General features: G+C 73.3%; 16 protein-coding genes. 1 reads left to right on the top strand and 15 read right to left on the bottom strand.

Annotation, left to right across the window (positions count from 1 at the left end; translation table 11 throughout):
* Positions 1-7: 7 nt before the first annotated feature.
* The 15 genes from ACFY93_RS09070 to ACFY93_RS09000 all read right to left on the bottom strand — a co-directional run bounded on the left by ACFY93_RS09070 (position 8) and on the right by ACFY93_RS09000 (position 18,127).
* Complete coding sequence (locus ACFY93_RS09070) at positions 8-1,402, bottom strand: protein phosphatase 2C domain-containing protein (protein WP_391355145.1); 1,395 nt, start codon at positions 1,400-1,402, stop codon at positions 8-10.
* A complete protein-coding gene (locus tag ACFY93_RS09065) occupies positions 1,403-3,973 on the bottom strand; it encodes a tetratricopeptide repeat protein (protein WP_391355495.1) in 2,571 nt (856 codons plus the stop codon).
* Between the two features lie 11 nt (positions 3,974-3,984).
* A complete protein-coding gene (locus tag ACFY93_RS09060) occupies positions 3,985-5,337 on the bottom strand; it encodes a hypothetical protein (protein WP_391355143.1) in 1,353 nt (450 codons plus the stop codon).
* A 127-nt stretch (positions 5,338-5,464) separates the two neighbouring features.
* Positions 5,465-6,436 carry a transporter substrate-binding domain-containing protein gene (locus ACFY93_RS09055; RefSeq protein ID WP_391355492.1) on the bottom strand — a complete coding sequence of 324 codons (972 nt, stop codon included), beginning with the start codon at positions 6,434-6,436 and terminating at the stop codon, positions 5,465-5,467.
* 140 nt (positions 6,437-6,576) lie between these two features.
* Positions 6,577-8,061, bottom strand: coding sequence for a hypothetical protein (locus ACFY93_RS09050; RefSeq protein ID WP_391355140.1), 1,485 nt, complete (start codon positions 8,059-8,061; stop codon positions 6,577-6,579).
* 358 nt (positions 8,062-8,419) lie between these two features.
* Positions 8,420-8,899 carry a hypothetical protein gene (locus tag ACFY93_RS09045; RefSeq protein WP_391355137.1) on the bottom strand — a complete coding sequence of 160 codons (480 nt, stop codon included), beginning with the start codon at positions 8,897-8,899 and terminating at the stop codon, positions 8,420-8,422.
* The gene (locus ACFY93_RS09040; RefSeq protein WP_391355135.1) at positions 8,896-9,414 is read right to left on the bottom strand and encodes a sigma-70 family RNA polymerase sigma factor; all 519 of its coding nucleotides are present in this window, start codon (positions 9,412-9,414) and stop codon (positions 8,896-8,898) included. Before ACFY93_RS09040 ends, ACFY93_RS09045 begins: the two co-directional genes overlap by 4 nt.
* Positions 9,395-9,937, bottom strand: coding sequence for a DUF3995 domain-containing protein (locus ACFY93_RS09035; RefSeq protein WP_391355133.1), 543 nt, complete (start codon positions 9,935-9,937; stop codon positions 9,395-9,397). The genes ACFY93_RS09040 and ACFY93_RS09035 overlap by 20 nt, the downstream gene beginning before the upstream one ends.
* A gap of 153 nt (positions 9,938-10,090) precedes the next feature.
* Positions 10,091-11,083: a BadF/BadG/BcrA/BcrD ATPase family protein gene (locus tag ACFY93_RS09030; protein WP_391355131.1), complete on the bottom strand. Its 993-nt coding sequence runs from the start codon at positions 11,081-11,083 to the stop codon at positions 10,091-10,093.
* Positions 11,074-12,339, bottom strand: a complete 1,266-nt coding sequence (locus ACFY93_RS09025) for a 6-phospho-beta-glucosidase (protein ID WP_391355128.1) — start codon at positions 12,337-12,339, stop codon at positions 11,074-11,076. Before ACFY93_RS09025 ends, ACFY93_RS09030 begins: the two co-directional genes overlap by 10 nt.
* Before the next feature lie 88 nt (positions 12,340-12,427).
* Positions 12,428-13,330, bottom strand: coding sequence for an ABC transporter permease subunit (locus tag ACFY93_RS09020; RefSeq protein ID WP_391355125.1), 903 nt, complete (start codon positions 13,328-13,330; stop codon positions 12,428-12,430).
* Positions 13,331-13,332: 2 nt separating this feature from the next.
* A complete protein-coding gene (locus ACFY93_RS09015) occupies positions 13,333-14,277 on the bottom strand; it encodes an ABC transporter permease subunit (RefSeq protein ID WP_391355122.1) in 945 nt (314 codons plus the stop codon).
* 15 nt (positions 14,278-14,292) lie between these two features.
* On the bottom strand, positions 14,293-15,630 hold the full coding sequence (locus ACFY93_RS09010; protein ID WP_391355119.1) for an extracellular solute-binding protein: 1,338 nt from the start codon (positions 15,628-15,630) through the stop codon (positions 14,293-14,295).
* A 64-nt stretch (positions 15,631-15,694) separates the two neighbouring features.
* Positions 15,695-16,906 (bottom strand): ROK family protein, encoded by a 1,212-nt coding sequence (locus ACFY93_RS09005; protein WP_391355117.1) that lies wholly within the window; start codon positions 16,904-16,906, stop codon positions 15,695-15,697.
* Positions 16,907-17,059: 153 nt separating this feature from the next.
* Positions 17,060-18,127: a mechanosensitive ion channel domain-containing protein gene (locus ACFY93_RS09000; RefSeq protein ID WP_391355115.1), complete on the bottom strand. Its 1,068-nt coding sequence runs from the start codon at positions 18,125-18,127 to the stop codon at positions 17,060-17,062.
* A 271-nt stretch (positions 18,128-18,398) separates the two neighbouring features.
* Here ACFY93_RS09000 and ACFY93_RS08995 point away from each other — a divergent pair, with 271 nt between their 5' ends.
* Positions 18,399-18,953, top strand: a complete 555-nt coding sequence (locus ACFY93_RS08995; RefSeq protein ID WP_391355112.1) for an HNH endonuclease — start codon at positions 18,399-18,401, stop codon at positions 18,951-18,953.
* The last annotated feature ends 34 nt before the right edge of the window (positions 18,954-18,987 follow it).

Below are 18,987 nucleotides of genomic sequence, written 5' to 3'. Positions count from 1 at the left end.
CGCGGCCTCAGGCCGATCCTGCCCCCTGCGGCGGTGCCGGGAACGGCAGGACGGCCACTGTTACGTTGTCGTGGCCGCCGCCGTCCAGGGCGTGACCGACCAGTACCTGGGCGCTGTGCAGCGGCCGCCGGTCGGCGTCGGGGGGGACGATCTCGGCCATTTCCGCGGCGGACTCGGCGTAGTTCCACAGTCCGTCCGTGCAGACCACCACCACGCCCGGCCCGTCCGGCTTGAACGAGGCGGTGTGCGGCTCCAGTTCGTACGCGTCCGCGCCGAGCCAGCCCGTGATGGCGTGGGCGCGCTCGTCGGCGTACGCGTCCGCCTCGTTCATGAGGCCCGCGGCGACCATCTGCGCGGCCCACGAGTCGTCCTCGGTGAGCCGGGCCGGGGGAGCGGAGCGGTCGACGGGGATCCAGTAGGCGCGGCTGTCGCCGATCCAGCCGACGACCAGCAGGGCGGGGGTGACGACGGACGCCACGATGGTGCACGCCGGCGCGTTCTGCTGGGGGGCGTGCTCGCGGGCCTCACCCGGCTCCCCGGCCAGGGAGTTGACGGCGTGCGAGGCGGCGACGATCGCCTCGTGCATGGCCTGCTGCGGATGCGTGCCGCGCGGCAGCGCCTCCAGCAGCGACTCGCCCGCCGCGCGGGACGCGGCGAGGGACGCCTCGTCGGGCCGGGTGGCCGAGGAGACGCCGTCGCAGACGACCGCGACGACGGCGGGCGAGCCGTCGGGCAGCGCGGTCGAGGAGACGGCGAACGCGTCCTCGTTGCGGTGGTGGCGCAGTCCGCGGTCGCTGACCGCCGCGACGGTGCTCAGCTCCTGCTCCATGTGGTCGCGTTCCCGGGGCTGCGCGTGCCCGCAGTTCTCGCAGTAACCGTCGCTGTCGACACTGCCCGAACGGCAGGCGACGCACAGCGTGATGTTGGGCGGCGGCACGGGCAGGCCGGCGGCGCGCGGGTCGGCGGGGGAGTCCGGCGCGCCCTCCGCCCGGCCGCCCGGCTCCGGCGCGGCGGACGCCGGGGTACCCGGCCGCGGCGCGGCCAGCGGGTACTCGTCGGGCTCGGCGGGGCGGTCGAACCGCACGCCCGCGGACGGGCCGGGCTCCGGCGGGAGTTCGGATCCGCCCGAGTCGGTGCCCGGGACGTCCGCCGAGCGGTGCACCGGCGCGGGCGTGTCCGAGCTGTCGGTCACGGGGGCGACGGGCCAGTCCACGGACCCGGCCGCCGGCGCGGGGCGCGGCGCCGTCCCGTTCATGGTGATCGTGGGCGTGTCGTCGGGCGGTGCGGGCACCGCCGACAGGTCGAACCCGCACGCACCGCAGAAACGATCACCCGACTCCAGGGGCTCCTCGCAACTGGGGCACCTCGAAAGAGCCGTCGGCTGAGGCATCTGCGACATCAACTACACCCACGTCCGGGGGCGGTAACGGTTGGCACGTTCCACCAGGTCGATCCTCTCCTCGCCCCGCTGCGCGAGACGGGCCAGTGTCCGGTACGAGCGCTCCAGGCCGAAGCGGAGTCCACGCTCGTCGAGGCCGCTGCCGAGCAGCACCCGTCCGCCGCCCGGAGGCGGGGCGGAACCCTGGCTACCGGAGAGTACCCAGTCCAGCGCGGAGCCAAGGACTTCTGTGGACAACTGCTCGCGCCGGACCGCGTCGAGTCCGTACCCCTCCAGGGCCTCGACCTGGCCCGCGGCGGCGGTCAGGTCGTCGAGGAACGCCGCGGCGGCGGCCTCCTCGGCCAGCCGCTGCCGCAGCCGGGCCCGTACGGCCGCGACCCGCGCCGCCGTGTAGTGGATGGACGACTCCGGCACGGACTCCAGCGTCCGCACGGCTCCGCGCCGGTCGCCCGCCGCCAGCTGGACGCGGGCCAGGCCGAACGCCGAGCTGACATAGCTGGGGTCGGTCGCCCACACCAGGCGGTAGTACTCGGCGGCGTTGTCCAGCTGTCCCAGCACCTCGGCGCACAGCCCGAGGGCCAGCTTGGGAGCGGGCTCGCCGGGGAAGGCGTCGTAGAGCGCGTCGAAGGACAGCGCGGCCTGCTCCTGGTCGCCCGTCACCAGGGACGCCAGTCCCCGGTACCAGACCACCCGCCAGTCGTCGGGCCGCTCCGCCTCCAGGCCCGCCAGGGCGTCGAGGGCGGTGCGCGTGTCGCCGCTCTCCAGCCGCGCCCTGATCCGGCGCAGCCGCGTCTCCGCCGACTCGGTGGGGGCCGCCGCGAGCGCCGCGATCAGCTCCGCGGGCGCGGACGTCACCAGACCCGCCAGGAACCCGGCGTTGGGGTCGGCGGGGTCGACCCGGGGGACCGGCAGCGCGAGCGAGGTGGCGGCGGCCTGCACGGGCTTGACCAGACCGGGGCCGGGCCCCGGCGGCACCGGGCCGGCGGCACCCGCGGCCTGTGCCGGTACGGCGGCGCCCGCGGCCCGTGCCGGTACGGCCCGGCGTCCCGTGACCCGGCGGCCGCCGAGCCGCGACACGTCGCCCTCCAGCCGGCCGAACAACTCGGTGTCGACCACCTTCAGTTCGGGTCCGAACAGGGTGGAGAGGGCCGGGCGGGGGCGGCCCGTCTGCAGCGCCACGACCTCGCGCAGGACACCCGTCAACTGCTCGGCCATCTCCTGCGCCGACGCGAACCGGCGGGCCGGATCGGGGTCGGTGGCGCGAACGAGGAGCCGGTAGAAGGACTCGTAGCGGCGGAAGACGTCGATGGTGTCCGGGTCGGGCAGGGAGTCCACGAAGACGTTCGTGTAGCCCTGGAAGTCGAAGGTGAGGACGGCGAGGGTACGGGCCACCGTGTACAGGTCGGAGGCGACGGACGGGCCGATGTCCGCGACTTCGGGCGCCTGGTAGCCGACCGTGCCGTAGATGGCCGACTCGTCGTCGTCCATCCTGCGCACCGCGCCCATGTCGATCAGCTTGAGCTGGTCCTCGGTCTGGATCGCGTTGTCGACCTTGAAGTCGCAGTACAGCAGGTTGCGGCTGTGCAGGTGGCCGAGGGCCTCCAGAGCCTCGATGCCGTACGCGCAGGCCTGCTCCACGGGCAGCGGGTCGCGCTTCCCGTCCGGTGTGCGGCGGCCGTTGGCGATCTCCTTGAGGGACTTGCCGCCGACGTACTCCATGACGATGTACCCGTCCAGCGACCCCGTCCGCTGGTCGAGGTGCTCGACGAAGTTGTAGATGCGCACGATGTTGGCGTGCTCGATCTCGGCGAGGAAGCGGCGCTCGGAGATCGCCGCCGCCATGGCGTCCTGGTCGCCCGTGTCGAGCAGGCCCTTGAGGACCACCCAGCGGTCCGACACGGCGCGGTCGACGGCGAGGTACACCCAGCCGAGCCCGCCGTGCGCCAGACAGCCCACGACCTCGTACTGGCCGTGCACGATGTCTCCGGGGTGCAGCTTCGGCACGAACGAGTACGGGTGGCCGCACTTCGTGCAGAACCCCTCGGTGCGTCCGCCCCGTTCGCCGCGCGCCCGCCCCACCGGCGCCCCGCAGTCGGAACGCGAACAGAACCGTTTGCGCTCGGGGACCTCCGGGTTCTCCTGCACCATGGCGCGCGGGTCAGGCCGCGGTACGTCAGGGACCAGCACCAGACCGGCACCGAGGCGGCCGCGCCCCGACGACCCGGTGCTCGAACCCGAGCTGCGCACGGACACCGAGCGGCCGCTGACGCCGCCCGACAGCGAGCGCGAGAGGCGTCCCGACACCGAGCGCCGCGACTGCGAGGACCGGGAGGAACGCGACGAGCGCTGCGAGCGCGACGCCGCGCGGGAGCTCCCGGAGCCCCGCGAGTCCCCGCCGCCGGTGATCCCGGTGGCCGGCGAGCCGACCATGCCCCGCGACGACACGACCGGTGCCAGACCGCACGTGTCGCAGTACAGCTCGCCGCCGCCCACGTCCTCGTAGGAGCCGCCGCAGCCGGGCCGCTGGCACGGCCGCGGCCCGGCGGGCGCCCGGCCCGCCGGCGGCTGGTTCACGGACTGCTCACTCACACCGCATCACCTCGGTCACTCGACGAGGGCGAGGGTCCCCTCCGGTCGGCGAGCCCGCCCTGCTCGGGCACGCGCGGGCTCAACTGCTCCGCGGCGGCCCGCTGGTAGCGGAGCACCGCCTCCTCGGCGACCCGCAGATCGCAGGGCGCGCTCCACAGCATCCGGCGCGCCGCGTCGTACCGCTCGATGAGGAACGGGTCCTCCGCGAGCCCGTGCCGGGCCACCTTCGCCTTGTACGCGTCGAGCCGGCCGCGCAGCTCGGCGCGGACCGCCAGCGGCGCGGTGACCGCCGTCAACGACTCACGGGCCCGCAGCAGTTCGTCCTCCGCCTTCTCCTCCAGCGACTCAAGGAGCGGCGACAGCCGGTGCCACTGCGCGTGCCTGCGGTACTCGGACGCCGCGGCCAGCTGCTCCTGCAGCGCCGTCGGAGGGCCGCTCACCGCGGGCACCTCGGACGCGGCGATCTTCGCCAGTACCTCGCCGCGGGCGCTGCGGGCCTCGGCGAGCGTGCGGTCGGCGCGCGAGAGCACGTCCCGCAGCCGCAGCAGCCGGGCCTCCGCGTCCTGGCGGACGGTCAGCACCGCGTCGATCTCCCGGCGCACGTCCTCCAGGGCGCGCGCCTCGCGGTCGTACGCCGTCGTGTCCGGGCGTCCGCCGCCGGGCGCCGAACTGCCGCGCGCGGGCGTCCAGTACGCCAGCGGGTCGGAGACCACCCGCTCCCGCAGGACCGTCAGTGTCCGGGTGATGCGCTCCAGGTCGTCGCCCGAGGGGTGCTCGCCGGGGCGCACGCCCACGGAGTGCGCGAGCTGCCGGGTGCGCTGGAGCTCAGCGGCCAGTAAATCGATCCGGGCGGGCAGCGCGGACCACACCGCGTCGGCGGCGACGACCATGTCCAGCGAGGACGCGTACAGCTCGTTCATCCGGTCCACCAGCCCGGCCAGCGAGAACCGCTCGCTGAGCCGGCCGGAGCCGGCGAGCGTCGGGGCGTTCGCCGTGGCCGTCGCGCTGCCCGCGACCGTGACGCACTCGCCGCGCAGCAGCTCGGTCAGCGCGGCCAGGTCCTCCCGGCTCGAGAAGCGCCGGCGGGAACGGATCTCGCGCGCGGAGCGCAGCGCGTCCGTGTAGGCGTCGAAGTACGCCCACAGCAGCGTGATGGACGCCTCGGCGGCCGCCCAGCGCTCCTTGGTCGTGCCGGTGAGTTCGGCGCCTTCGAGGAGTCTGCGGCCCGCGTGGTCCTGGAGGGCGAACAGCGAGGTCTCGATGGCCTCGTGCTCCGCGCCGAGCCGCGCCAGCGCACGGTCCACCTCGTCCCGGTCCATCACCGGTCCGTCGGCTCCCGTGTCGCCCATCGATCACCTCTCGCTCTCGGTCGTCCCCCGCGCGCGTCCGGCGCGCCCGGGTGACTCTCCTGTCGTATCAGCTCGGTCGCGGTGCCGGCCGCTCGCGGCGCTCAGCCCCGGCGGCCGCCCGCCGTGCTCACCGGTAGTGGGCCGCGGGCGGCTCGGACGACGGCGAGTCCGACCTCAAATTCGGCTTCAGCCACTTGTCGTACGAAGCCTGCCAGCCGTCCTTGCGGTAGTCCTCCAGGACCTTGTTGACCCGGCGTACGAGGTCGTCGGAGCCCTTCTTCATCGCCACTCCGTAGTACTCGGTCGTGAAGGGCTTGCCCTTGAGCGCGACCGTCGGGTCCTGGGCGGCCTGGCTCGCGGCGAGCGCGCCGTCCGTGACCACCGCGTCGACCTCGCCGAGCTGGAGGCGGACCAGGCAGTCGAGCTGGTTGGGGACGGTCGTGGAGATGTCGACGGACGCGGCGAGCCGGCCGGCCTTCTGGTCGGCCTCCAGCTTGTCGTGCGCGGTGGAGCCCGCCGCCGTGCAGATCCGCCGGCCCTCCAGCGACGTGTCGTACCCGGTGATGTCCGAGGTCTTCGGCGCGAGGACCTGCTGGCCGGTCTCGAAGTAGGGCGCGGAGAACGCGACGTCCTTCAGCCGGTCGCAGGTGATCGTCATGGTGCGCACCACCATGTCGACCTTGCCGCCCTGGATGGCGGGGATGCGCTGGTTGGTGGGTATGGCGCGGAACTGCACGGCGTCCGGGTCGCCGAGCACCTCCTCGGCGATCCGGTGCGCGAGGTCGATGTCGAAGCCCTCCAGGTCGCTGCCGCTCTCCGTGTTGTTCGGGTCGCGGTAGCCCCAGCGGAAGCTGTTCTGGTCGACGCCGACGACCAGCCGGCGGTCCTTGCCCGAGCGGGCCTTGATGGCGTCGATCGTCGGACCGTCCCCGCCGTCCGGCGACAGGCTCCGGTCCTGCGGGTCCGTGCACTCCCCGGCCTTCGCCTGGGTGCCCCGGGCCACGCCCTGGCCGCCCCGGCCCGGGCCGTCGTCGCCGCGGGAGCCGCTGAGCGGCACCAGCAGCGCGAAGACCACGGTGAGAGCGCAGGCGACGGCCATCGCGCCGACGCCGCCCCAGCCCCTCAGGCTCGCCCGCAGGCGTCGTGCCGTCGTCGCCGCGCGTGCGCGGGCCGTCCGCTCCGGCGTCCGTCCGTACGACGCCCGCCCGTTCACCGCTCCTCCCCTCACCGCGTCCCCTCTCACCGGTACTCCGAAAGCCTGCGCCCGACGCCGAGCAGCGCGGCCGCCGCCGCCAGCACCGCGAGGGCCGCCGCGCCGACCGGCAGGCCGGTCATCGCGTCCCGGCCGTCGCTCGCCGCCTGGTGGAACTCCTCCTGCTCATGGGCGATCGCCGCCTTCAGGCTGGTGTCGACGCCGTCGAAGCACTCGCGCGTGGGCTCGTCGCTCTTCGCGCCGATCACCTTGTCCAGGGCGCCCTGGTAGTTGCCCGCGTCATCGGCGGCGCGGGCCTCCTTGTGGCGGGACTTCCAGACCTTCATGTTCGCCGTCGCGGTCCGCACGGGCTCGCGGCCCGCCGCGTCGTCGGCGAGCCGCTGGGCGGCGGCGAGCTTGCCGGTGAGGTCGTCCATCTCCTGGCGGAAGTCGTAGTCGAAGAGGTCCACGACCGTGCCGTCGGCCAGCTCCTTGGTCTCGGCGCCCCGGCTGACCAGCGTCAGGTTCTCGTTGCCCCGGGCGTTCAGCGAGGCGATACGGGCGTCGTGCAGCACGTTCAGGGAGCGGACGCCGTGGTCGTAGGAGGAGTCGAGCTCGGCGCGGGCGACACCGTGCCCGACGACGAGCCAGAGCAGAACCACGGTGGAGGCGGCCGTGGCGGCGACCAGTCCGTGGTTGAGCACCCGGTTGGTGCGCCGGTAGTTGCGGTGCTGGGTCCAGGCGAGCGCGCCGAGCGCGAGGACGCCGAGACCGATCGCCGCCCACGGGTAGGGCGTCGCGTCCGCGTAGTCGGAGCGCAGCCGCTGGTTCTCCCTGGTGTACAGGTCCTCGGCGGCCGGGAGCATCTCCCGCTGCATCTTCTCGTTCGCGTAGCGCAGGTAGGCGCCGCCGAGCGGGAAACCCTGCCGGTTGTTGGCGCGGGCCCGCTCGATCAGGCCCTTGTACTCCGGGAGCAGCTTGTTCAGCTTGGAGATGGTCCGCGCGGAGGGCGAGCCCGGCTCGGAGTTGGAGGCGGCGGTGATCAGCTTCTCGGCGGCGGTCCTGATGTCCCTCTCGTACCGCTCGCGTGAGGACGCCGTCTCCTGGCCGCCCGCCAGGAAGCCGCTGGACGCGGCCGTGTTGGCGTCGGCGAGCGAACGGTAGATGTCCGCCGCGCCCGCGCTCAGCGGCTGGCTGCTGTGCAGCACGTCGTCGGCGGCGGCCGAACGCTCCGTCATCTGCCAGGCGGTGACGGCGCCGAAGGCGACGACCAGCAGGGCGAGGAAGGCACCGATGATCCGCAGGCGGCCCGGCTCCGTCGTCGCCGAGGTCCGCAGCCGGTCGACGCCCTCGGCCCAGGCGGTACGGCGCGCCGCGCCCGGCGCGGCACCGGAGGGGTCACCGGGAGCGGCCGACGGCGTGCCCGTGGGCGGCGCGGCGGCGAAGGGCGGTCCGGACTGCGGCGGCACGGCCGGCAGCGTGGGCGCGGCCTGCGCCGGTGGCGCGGTGCCGCCCCGCGGCGGGTGTGTCACGTGACCTCCCCCAGGTCGTCCGTCGGTCGCCTCCCCCGCCCCTGTCCCGGTGCGCCGGAGCGCGGGCAGAGGTGTACGGCCGCAAGTATCGCCGCCGGGACTGACATCCGCACAGGTCTTGACTGGATCTTGTTCGGATTGCAGCACACCGGACGCGTCGACGGCACCCCCGATGCCCCCGGGACGCCCCCACGCGCACGTCCCGCGGGCGCGGGAGCGCCGCCGTGCGCGAGAGCGCCCCCACGCAGGAACACGCGTTCCACGACCGATCGGTTCCCGCCGCCCGCCTCCCTGCCGCCCTGCCGCCGCGCGGGCCCGCCGCGCCGCCCCGCCACCCCGCCGTTCACCGTCCCTGCGCTCATCCCCCCGTCCGCAGCAGCCCGTTCAGCCGGCGCAGGCTGCGCTCGCCCTCGCGGCGCACACCCAACGGCACCAGCGCGGCGCGCCCCGGCACCCGCACCCCGCCGGTGAACGCCACCCGGGTGCCGTCGTCGCCGTCCGGCGCCGCCGCGGCGCCGAGCAGCAGGAACCGGCTCTGCATCCAGCACCAGCCGGGCCGCTGCTCCCCGCGCAGCCGCGCCCGCATCCCGTACCGGCTGCGGGCCAGCGCCTCCACCCGGACGCCCTCGCGCCGCACCACCCGCAGCCCTTCCATGTCGGGCACTATCCGCCCGAAGTCGCCCTCCAGATCGCCCAGCAGAGCCGCCACGCGCGCGTACGGGGCGTCCACCCGGCCCTCCGTGACGTGTGCGCCGGGGATGCCGGCGGCGAGCACCCGCAGCCGCCGCACCGGGTCCAGCTCGGCGGCGGGCCAGCCGCCGGTGTCGTCAGGGGTCATGAGGTCCACGCCTTCCGGAAGGTGTCGCGCGCCCGGTGCAGCCGGGACTTGACGGTGCCGACCCGCAGGTCGAGCAGTTCGGCCGCGGTCCGCTCGTCCAGGCACTCCACGTCGCGCAGCACCAGTACGGCCCGGTGTTCGGGCGAGAGCCGGTCCAGTACGTCCCTGATGTCGGCGGCGAGCTGGGGATCGCCGCGCGACGGCAGGGTGCTCAGGTCGGCGGGGACCGCGCGCGCGTCGCGCCGGGCCGTGCGGACCGCCTCGCGCACCGCGATGGCGCGGACCCAGCCCCGCAGGGCGGCCGGGTTCCTCAGCGAACGCAGCGAACGGAACACCGCCACCAGCGCCTCCTGGGCCGCGTCCGGCCCCTGGTCCAGCGCGATGGCTCCGCACACGCGCCCCACGTACGGGGCCAGTTCGTCCAGCAGCTCGGCCATGGCGAGGGTGTCGCCGCGCTGCGCCGCGCGCACCCGGCGGACCGTCGCCGCGTCGTTCTCATCGGACACGTACGCCATCTTCCCGGCGGGATCCGCCCGTCCGGCCCGGTGCGTCAGCCTTCCCGGCGGCGTCCGGCCGGCCCGCGACCTGGAGGGCGGCCGCGCACAGCACCACGCACAGCGGCGTGTACAGGCCCAGGTTGAGCCGGTAGAAGGCGGATCCGGTGTCCCGGGTGAACAGCCAGCAGACCCCGGCGAGCGCGCGCAGCGACAGCCCGGACGCCACCGCGAGGGTGCCGAGCCGCAGCAGCCGGTGCGGGCGCCGGGACTGGGCGAGGACGACGCCGCTCGCCGTCAGCAGGAGCGTGGCGAGCGGCACGAGGACCGGCGGGGTGAACGGCGCCTCCATGCCCAGCACCGCGTGCGACAGGCTCCTGTCGTCGGCGGCGGGCCAGGTGTAACCCGTCGTCCAGTACAGGTGGGCGAGGGCGTCGGCGGTGAGCACCGAGGCGAGGAGCGCACCGGCCCGCCGCGCCGTGCGGCCCGTGGCTCGCCGCCGCGTAGTGGGTACGGCGGTTCGCCGGGCCGTGTGGTCGGACATGGGGCCTCCTGCGGTGGGGATCGGCACGATCGACACCCACCAGAGGAGGTCGCCCGGCGATTCGTTCCCCGCGGTGCCCGGAAATCTTCCCGGGCCGTCCGCCGCCCTCAGACGGCTCCGGCCGCCGCCTTCAGACGGTTTCGTCCGCCACTCTCAGACGGTCCCGGCCGCCGTGCCCCCCTCGTAGTACGCCCGCACGCGCGCGTGGACCTCCTCCGGGGCCCCCACGCGGTCCAGGCCCAGCAGCGCGGCGCCCAGGACGGGCCGGGCGCGGACCACGCTCGGGGCCGCCTTGGGGGCCCGGTGCGCGAGCAGGTCCCGTATCCGGTCGTCGAGCAGGCGGTGACCGGCGGCCAGGACGCTGCCGCCGAGCAGCACCGGGACCTCCTCGTCCAGCAGGTCAAGCCGGGACAGGGCGACCGCCGTCATGGCCACCACCTCCTCCGCGAGCCGGTCGACGACCGCGCGGGCCACCGGGTCGCCGTCCGCGGCGGTCGCGAACAGCACCGGGGTGAGCTCGTGCCGCCGGCCGTGCTCGATGTGCTCCAGGTGCAGCGCCTCGATCAGCGCGTACATCGAGCCGAGGCCGAAGTGGGCGGGCAGTGTGCGGGCCAGCGCCGTCGGACCGCCCCGCCCGTCCTCGGCGCGCGCCGCGTGCCACAGCGCCTCCTCCGCGAGCGCCCAGCCGCCGCCCCAGTCGCCGGAGATCCGGCCGATGGCGGGGAAGCGGGCGGTGCGCCCGTCGGGCCTCATGCCGACGCAGTTGATGCCCGCGCCGCACACCACGGCCACCCCGCGCGGCTCGGCGATCCCGGCGCGCAGGACGGCGAAGGTGTCGTTGCGCACCTCGACCGTCGTGCCCCACGCGCGCGCGTGCAGGGCGGCCGCCAGCCGCTCCTCCTCCACGGGCAGGTCGGCGTTGGCGAGACAGGCCGACACGTGCTCCACCGAGCCGGCCCCCGCCTCGGCGAGCGCCCGCTCCACGATGCCGGCGAGCGCGCCGACGGCCGTGCCGACGCCCACGACGGGGGGCCGGAACCCGCCGCCGCGCGCCGTGGCGACGATCTCCCCGTCGGCGGCCACGACGGCGACGTCGGTCTTGCTGTTGCCCGCGTCGATGGCGAGGACTCGTGCGCTCACGCCCACGCGAGGTGCTCCCGGTTGTGTGCGACCAGCTGGTCGGTGAGGGCGTCGGCGTACGCGTACTGGCCGACCAGCGGGTGGGCGAGCAGGGCGCGGAACACCCGGTCACGGCCGCCGCGCAGCGCGGCGTCCAGGGCCAGGTCCTCGTACGCCGTCACCGCGGCCATCAGCCCCGCGTACAGCGGGTCGACGGGCGCCACGGGCAGCGGGGTCGCCCCGTTCGCGCCGACCGCCGCCTGCACCTCGACGACGGCGTCGTCCGGCAGGAACGGCAGTGTGCCCCGGTTGTAGGTGTTCACCACCTGGTACGGGCTCCCGCCGTCGCCGAGCAGCGAGGCGGCCAGGTCCACGGCGGCCTCGGAGTAGTAGGCGCCGCCCCTCTTGGCGAGCAGCGCGGGCTTCTCGTCGAGCGCGGGGTCGCCGTACATCTCCAGCAGCCGCCGCTCCATCTCCGCGACCTCCGCCGCCCGCGACGGCCTGGTCCGCAGCTCGCGCACCACCTCGTCGTGCGCGTAGAAGTAGCGCAGGTAGTACGAGGGGACGACGCCGAGCCGGTCCAGCAGGGAGCGCGGCAGACGCAGGTCGTCCGCGACGGTGTCGCCGTGCCCGGCGAGCAGCCGCGGCAGGACGTCCTCACCCTCGGGGCCGCCGAGCCGCACCCCCGTCTCCCAGGTGAGGTGGTTGAGGCCCACGTGGTCCAGGTGGACCTCGGCGGGCGCCACGCCGAGCAGCCCGGCGAACTTCCGCTGCAGGCCGATCGCCACGTTGCACAGTCCGACCGCCTTGTGCCCGGCCTGGAGCAGCGCGCGCGTGACGATCCCGACGGGGTTGGTGAAGTCGACGATCCAGGCGTCCGGGTTGGCCCGGCGGACCCGCTCGGCGATGTCCAGCACCACCGGCACGGTGCGCAGCGCCTTGGCGAGACCGCCCGCGCCCGTCGTCTCCTGCCCGACGCAGCCGCACTCCAGCGGCCACGTCTCGTCCTGCTGACGCGCGGCCTGTCCGCCGACCCGCAGTTGCAGCAGGACGGCGTCGGCGCCCTCGACGCCCGCGTCCAGGTCACCGGTGGTGACGATCCGGCCGGGATGCCCCTGCCGGGCGAAGATGCGCCGGGCGAGGCCGCCCACCAGGTCGAGGCGGTCGGCCGCCGGGTCGACCAGGACGAGCTCCTCCACGGGAAGGCTCTCCCGCAACCGGGCGAACCCGTCGACGAGTTCGGGGGTGTAGGTGGAACCCCCGCCCACCACTGTGAGTCTCACTACGGATTTCCTCGCTTCCTGGCAGCCTGTGCGGGGGTGTTCTCCGGCCGGGGGTCCGGGGGCTGTCCCCCGGGGATTCGCGGCATTCTCAACCCTTCACTCCGGTGAGTGTCACGCCCTCGACGAACGCCTTCTGCGCGAAGAAGAAGACGACGATGACGGGCGCCATGACCAGCACGGTCGCGGCCATGGTCAGATTCCAGTCGGTGTGGTGCGCGCCCTTGAACGACTCCAGGCCGTAACTCAGGGTCCAGGCACCGGGATTCTCGGAGGCGTAGATCTGCGGGCCGAAGTAGTCGTTCCAGGCGTAGAAGAACTGGAACAGCGCGACGGCGGCGATGCCCGGCTTCGCCATCGGCAGCACGACCCGCAGGAGGGTGCGCAGCTCCCCGCAGCCGTCGACGCGCGCCGAGTCCAGGTACTCGTTCGGGATGGTCATCAGGAACTGCCGCAGCAGGAAGATGGAGAACGCGTCGCCGAACGCCATCGGGATGATCAGCGGCCACAGCGTGCCCGACAGGTCCAGCTGCTTCGCCCAGAACAGGTACATCGGGATGACGACGACCTGCGGCGGCAGCATCATCATCGAGATGACCAGCATCAGCGACAGACTGCGGCCGCGGAAGCGGAACTTGGCGAGGGCGTACGCCACCGGGAGCGACGACACCACCGTCAGGGCGGTGCCGGCCCCCGCGTACAGCAGGGTGTTGCGCCACCAGGTCACGAAGCCCGGGGTGTCGAGGACCTTGCGGTAGTTGCCCCACTGCCAGGTGTCCGGGACCAGGTCGCGGCTGAGGGCCTGGCTGTCGCTCATCAGCGAGGTGAGCAGCACGAAGACGAACGGGAGGACGAAGAAGAGGGCGGCGGCGAGCCCGAGGGCGTGCACCGCGACCCACTCCAGCAGGGCGCGGCGGCGGGCCGTGCGTTCGGCGGGGGAGGCGGCGGCCGTCCCGGCGGGCCGCTCCAGTGTCCGTGGAACCTGGGTGGTCATGGTCAGTCACCTGCCTGGATGAGACCGCCCCGGCGCCGCATCAGGAACGCGGTGAACACCATGGACAGCGCGAACAGCACGAGCGCGACCACACAGGCGGAGCCGTAGTCGAAGCGCTGGAAGCCGAGGTTGTAGACGAGCTGGGGCAGCGTGAGCGTCGACTTGTCCGGGTAGCCGGGCTCGAACTGCGTGCCCGCCCCCTGGATGACGCCCGACGCGACCTTTCCGGCGATCAGCGGCTGCGTGTAGTACTGCATGGTCTGGATCACGCCCGTGACGACGGCGAACATCACGATCGGCGAGATGTTCGGCAGCGTCACGTACCGGAACCGCTGCCAGGCCGACGCGCCGTCCAGCTCCGCCGCCTCGTACTGCTCCTTCGGCACGTCGAGCAGCGCGGCCATGAAGATGACCATGAGGTCGCCGACGCCCCACAGGGCGAGCAGGGTGAGCGCCGGCTTCGACCAGGCGGGGTCGTTGAACCAGCCGGGCGCGGGGACGCCGACGCTCTCCAGGAGCGAGTTCACCGGCCCCGTACCGGGGTTGAGCAGGAAGGCGAAGGCCATCGTCGCGGCGACCGGCGGGGCGAGGTAGGGCAGGTAGAAGAGGGTCCGGAAGACGCCCGTACCCGTCCTGATCCTCGTGATCAGCAGGCCGACGCCGAGCCCGAAGACGACCCGCAGGCTCACCATCACGACGACCAGCCACAGCGTGTTGCGCAGCGCCGGCCAGAACAGCGGGTAGTTCTCGAAGACGTACGTCCAGTTCTTCGTCCCGCTCCAGACCGGCGGCCGGAAGCCGTCGTAGTGCATGAACGAGAAGTAGACGGTCGACAGCAGCGGATAGGCGAAGAAGACGGCGAAGCCGATCAGCCAGGGCGACATGAAGGCGGCGGTCCGCAGCGCCGCTCTGCGGCGTTTGGCGCGCAGGGTGTACGTGGTGCTCATCTCCGTACGGCTCCGCTACTTCGCCTGCGCGATGTCCGTGTCGATCTGTTCGGCGGTCTTCCTCAGACCCGCCTTCAGATCCTTGGCCCTGCCGCTCTCGTAGTCGTAGCCGAACTGCTGGATCGTCACGAGGTAGGTGCCGCCGTTGAGGGAGGCGGGAGTCGTCGTCGAGTCCGGGTCGGCGGCGATGTCGAGGAAGGTCTTGAACCTCGGGTCGTACTTCAGCTTCGGCGACTTGAGGGCCGCGAGTGTGGAGGGCACGTTGTGGATGGAGTTGGCGAAGCCGACCACCGCGTCGGTGTCCGTGGTCATGTACTTCACGAACTCCCAGGCGGCGTTCTGCTTCTTGCTGGTGGCGGCGATCCCGGCGATCGTGCCGGTGATGTAGCCCTTCCCGTACTGGTCGGCCTGGCCGTCGGGGACGGGCAGCGGCGCGACGCCGATCTCGAAGCCCGGCTTCGCCTCCTCGGCCATGCCGAGCCGCCACTCGCCGTCGAGCTGCATGGCGACCTGACCGGTGTGGAAGGGGTGCTTGGGGCCCCACTCGTCGCCGAGCTCGGAGCGGTACTTCTCCAGCCTGCGGAATCCGCCGAGCTCGTCGACCAGCCTCTTCTGCAGCGTGAACCCGGCCTCGAAGGCGGGGTCCCCGGCGAGGTTCGACTTGCCGGCCTTGTCGAAGTACGTGGGGGAGAACTGCCCGAAGTAGTGCTCGGTCGTCGACTCCCAGCCGTGGTAGTTCGGCATGAAGCCGAGCTGGGAGTAGGTGTCGCCCTTGGTGACGGTCAGCTTCTTCGCGTCGGACTCGAACTCGGACCACGTCTTCGGCGGGCTGTCGATCCCCGCCTTCTTGAACGCCGTCTTGTTGTAGTACAGCCCGTAGGCGTCGCCCAGCAGCGGGACGGTGCAGCGGTTGCCCTCGAACCGCGTGTACTCGTTCATCGTCTTCGGGAACGTCTTGGCGGGGTCCACCCCCGACTTCTCGAAGAACGGGTCGAGGTCGACGAGCGCCCCGGAGGAGCAGAACTTTCCGACGTTGTTCGTGGTGAACGACGAGATGACGTCGGGCGCCTTGTCGCCACCGGTGCGCAGCGCCTGGTTGATCTTGTCGTCGGTCATGTTGCCGACGACGTTCACCTGGATGTTGGGGTGCGCCTTCTCGAACCCCGCGACCAGCGTCTTCACGGCCTTGACCTCACCGGGTGCGCTCCAGGCGTGCCAGAAGTTGATCGTCGTCTCCTTGGAGGCGTCGTCGTTCGCGCCGCTGCCGGACTGGCCGGTGCAGCCGGTGGTGAGCAGGGCGATGGAGGCCGAGGCGGCGAGCGCGGCGACCGCTGTGCGGGACATTCCGGGCATGACGGGGGCTCCCTGGGCAGGGCTGGGACGGGAAGGTGGGGTCGTGCGGGTGCGGTGTGAGGGGCTAGCGCGACGTGTCGAAGACCTCGTCGCGGGTCGTGGCCAGGGCGCTCTCGAGCGCGCCCCGCAGTACGGGGTGTTCGTGGACGTCGCCGACGACCAGGCGGGGCCGGGACGCCGCCAGTTCCTCCAGCTCCGCCTGGACCAGCGCCCGCAGCGGTTCGCCGCCGGCGGTGAGCGAGGCGCCGCTGAGGACGACGAGTTCGGGGTCGAGCACGGAGACGAGCGAGGCGAGACCGGTGGCGAGGCCCGTGGCGTACGTCTCCAGGAGCCTGCGGTGGGGGCCCTCGTCGACGGCGGCGGCCTGGGCGACGAGGGCGGCGGCCACGTCGGTGTACGGGCCCGTCGGCACCGGCTGGATGCCCAGCTCGCGGGCCAGCTTCGGCAGCGCCTGTGAACCGGCCAGCTCCTGGTAGCCGCCGCTGTTGGCCTTGGTCACGTGCCGGACCAGGGGCGCGCCCGGCACCGGCAGGAAGCCGACCTCGCCGGCGCCGCCGGTCCAGCCCCGGTGCAGCCGTCCGCCGAGGACCAGGGCGGCGCCGAGGCCGCCCTCGTTCCACAGCAGTACGAAGTCGTCGTGCCCCCGGGCCGCGCCGAGGCGCTGCTCGGCGACGGCGACGAGGTTCACGTCGTTCTCGTACTCCAACGGCATCGGCAGCGCGGCGGCGAGTTCGTCGAGGAGGGTGGGGGAGTGCCAGCCGGGCAGGTGCGAGGCGTACCGCAGCCGTCCCGTGTTGGGGTCGAAGGCGCCGGGCGTGCCGATGACGAGGCGGTGGACGTCCCCGCGGGCGAGTCCGGCGGCCTTCACGGCGCCGTCGAGGGCCTCGGTGACCTGGCGTACGACGGGCGGGGCGGCGCGGCGCCCGGGGGTGGGCAGCTCGTACGTCCCCACGGTCCGGCCGGTGACGTCGGCGACCGTGGCGAGGACGCGCTCGGGGGTGACGTCGAGCCCGGCGGCGTACCCGGCGGCCGGGTTGACCTCGTACAGCTGGGCGCTCGGCCCGGGGCGGCCCTCGCTCGTGCCGGTCATCAGCACGAGTCCGGCGGCCTCCAGCCGGGCGAGCAGCTGGGAGGCGGTCGGCTTGGACAGTCCGGTGAGCTTGCCGATGCGGGTCCGCGACAGCGGTCCGTGGGCGAGCAGCAGGTCCAGGGCGGCGCGGTCGTTCATGGCGCGCAGGACGCGCGGGGTGCCCGGCGTACCGGCGGGTCCTGCCATCTGCCGCACCTGCCTCATCCACTGTTAGGAAACTTTCCTAATGCGGAGGAAGGTAGGCCGCGCCGGGACCGGCCGTCAATACCGGTCACGGCCCCCGGCCAAGTCGTTACCCGCGTGGACCCCGCCGGACGGCGGGGTCCACGCGGATGCCGGTCACTTCGTCACGCTCGGCGGGGTGATCGGGGAGGCCGCCAGGGACTGCGGGGAGGTGGAGGAGGCGTAGGCGGAGGGGGCCGCCATGCCCTCGGTGGGGTCGAGGGCCGGCTCGCCCTCGCGCTGGGCCGGGAGACCGCCGACGATGCGGATGTCGGCGGCGTCGAAGGCGCGCTTGATGCGCCAGCGCAGCTCGCGCTCCACGGTCACGGACTTGCCGGGCATCGTCTTGGCGGAGACCCGGACGACCGCCGAGTCCAGCAGGACGCTGTCCAGGCCCAGTACCTCGATGGGGCCCCACAGCAGCTCGTTCCAGGGCTCGGCCTTGCTCATCCGCTCGCCGACGTCGCCCAGCAGGGATTTCACGCTGTCCAGGTCCTCGCTCGCGCGGATCGTCACGTCCACGCCCGCCGTGGCCCAGCCCTGGGAGAGGTTGCCGATCCGCTTGACCTCGCCGTTGCGCACGTACCAGATCTCGCCGTTGTCGCCGCGCAGCTTGGTCACGCGCAGTCCGACCTCGATGACCTCGCCCGAGGCGACGCCCGCGTCGATCGTGTCGCCGACGCCGTACTGGTCCTCCAGGATCATGAAGACGCCGGAGAGGAAGTCCGTGACCAGGTTGCGGGCGCCGAAGCCGATCGCCACACCGGCCACACCGGCCGACGCGAGCAGCGGCGCCAGATTGATCTCGAACGTGCCGAGGATCATCAGCGCGGCGGTGCCCATGATCAGGAACGAGGCGACCGAGCGCAGCACCGAGCCGATGGCCTGCGAGCGCTGCCTGCGCCGCTCCACGTTCACCAGCAGGCCGCCGAGCGCGGTGCCGTCGACGGCCTGGGCGGTGCGGCTCATCCGGTCGATCAGCTTGGTGATCGCCCGCCGCACGACGACTCTCAGGACCGCCGCGATGACCAGGATCAGCAGCACCCGAAGGCCGATGCTGAGCCAGGTGGACCAGTTCTGCTCGACCCAGCTCGCGGCGTTGTTCGCGCTCTCCTGGGCGTCCTGGAGCGTGCGGCGCGTCGGTTCCGGGGTGGAGTCGGCGACCGGCAGGACGGACAAGAACACGGCAGGTACCTCCAGGCGTAACGGTCTGCCGACGGCATGAGGACACGAGGGGCACCGACGGGCAGACCCACCACACTAACGGGGCATCGTGTGTGGATCGTCGCCATGTCCGGGGGAGAGACTGTGCTCACCTGGGGATGAACAAGGTGTGGTCGAAAACACTCCCAGCCCGTTACCGGGACATGGTGGCGCTTCCACCAGGCATGAGGGGAGACTGACTGCAGATCGTCCCGGCGCGAGCCACGCGCCGCCGGCGTACAAGGAGGCATCCGTGCCGCATGTCCTGGTCCTCAACGCGTCGTACGAGCCACTCGGCGTCGTACCGCTCCACCGCGCGCTCGTCCTCGTCCTCGAGAACAAGGCCATCTGCCTCGAGGAATCCGGCGCCTTCATGCACAGCGCGACCGTTACTGTCCCCGCACCCAGCGTGGTCCGGCTGAAGAGGTTCGTGCGGGTCCCCTACCGGGGGCCCGTTCCGCTGACCCGGCGGGCGCTGTTCGCCCGGGACGGCGGCCGGTGCATGTACTGCGGTGGCGTCGCAACCAGCGTCGACCACGTCATCCCGCGCTCCCGCGGGGGTCAGCACGTCTGGGACAACGTGGTGGCGTCCTGCCGCCGCTGCAACCACGTCAAGGCCGACCGCCACCTGGTCGAGATCGGCTGGCGCCTGCGCCACAAACCGGCCCCGCCGACGGGTCTGGCCTGGCGCATCATCGGCACCGGCCACCGCGACCCGCGCTGGCTCCCCTACCTGCAACCGTACGGAGCGGACGACGCCATGGCCCGGATCGACGGCATGGCCCGGGTGGGCGGCATCTCCGCCTGACGACCCGGGCCTTCCGTGTCTCCCGGGGCCCCGC

Source organism: Streptomyces sp. NPDC008313 (genome assembly GCF_042956125.1).
In the GTDB taxonomy this organism is placed as follows: Bacteria; Actinomycetota; Actinomycetes; order Streptomycetales; family Streptomycetaceae; genus Streptomyces.
The sequence above is the reverse complement of the archived record's forward strand: the minus strand, read 5'-3'. Positions and strand labels throughout refer to the sequence as shown.

Coding starts and splice junctions, on each gene's coding strand:
- ACFY93_RS09035 (WP_391355133.1), bottom strand. CDS start 9,937: ATGTCCGACCACACGGCCCGGCGAACCGCCGTACCCACTACGCGGCGG.
- ACFY93_RS09020 (WP_391355125.1), bottom strand. CDS start 13,330: ATGACCACCCAGGTTCCACGGACACTGGAGCGGCCCGCCGGGACGGCC.
- ACFY93_RS09055 (WP_391355492.1), bottom strand. CDS start 6,436: ATGGCCGTCGCCTGCGCTCTCACCGTGGTCTTCGCGCTGCTGGTGCCG.
- ACFY93_RS09010 (WP_391355119.1), bottom strand. CDS start 15,630: ATGCCCGGAATGTCCCGCACAGCGGTCGCCGCGCTCGCCGCCTCGGCC.
- ACFY93_RS09040 (WP_391355135.1), bottom strand. CDS start 9,414: ATGGCGTACGTGTCCGATGAGAACGACGCGGCGACGGTCCGCCGGGTG.
- ACFY93_RS09045 (WP_391355137.1), bottom strand. CDS start 8,899: ATGACCCCTGACGACACCGGCGGCTGGCCCGCCGCCGAGCTGGACCCG.
- ACFY93_RS09015 (WP_391355122.1), bottom strand. CDS start 14,277: ATGAGCACCACGTACACCCTGCGCGCCAAACGCCGCAGAGCGGCGCTG.
- ACFY93_RS09060 (WP_391355143.1), bottom strand. CDS start 5,337: ATGGGCGACACGGGAGCCGACGGACCGGTGATGGACCGGGACGAGGTG.
- ACFY93_RS09005 (WP_391355117.1), bottom strand. CDS start 16,906: ATGGCAGGACCCGCCGGTACGCCGGGCACCCCGCGCGTCCTGCGCGCC.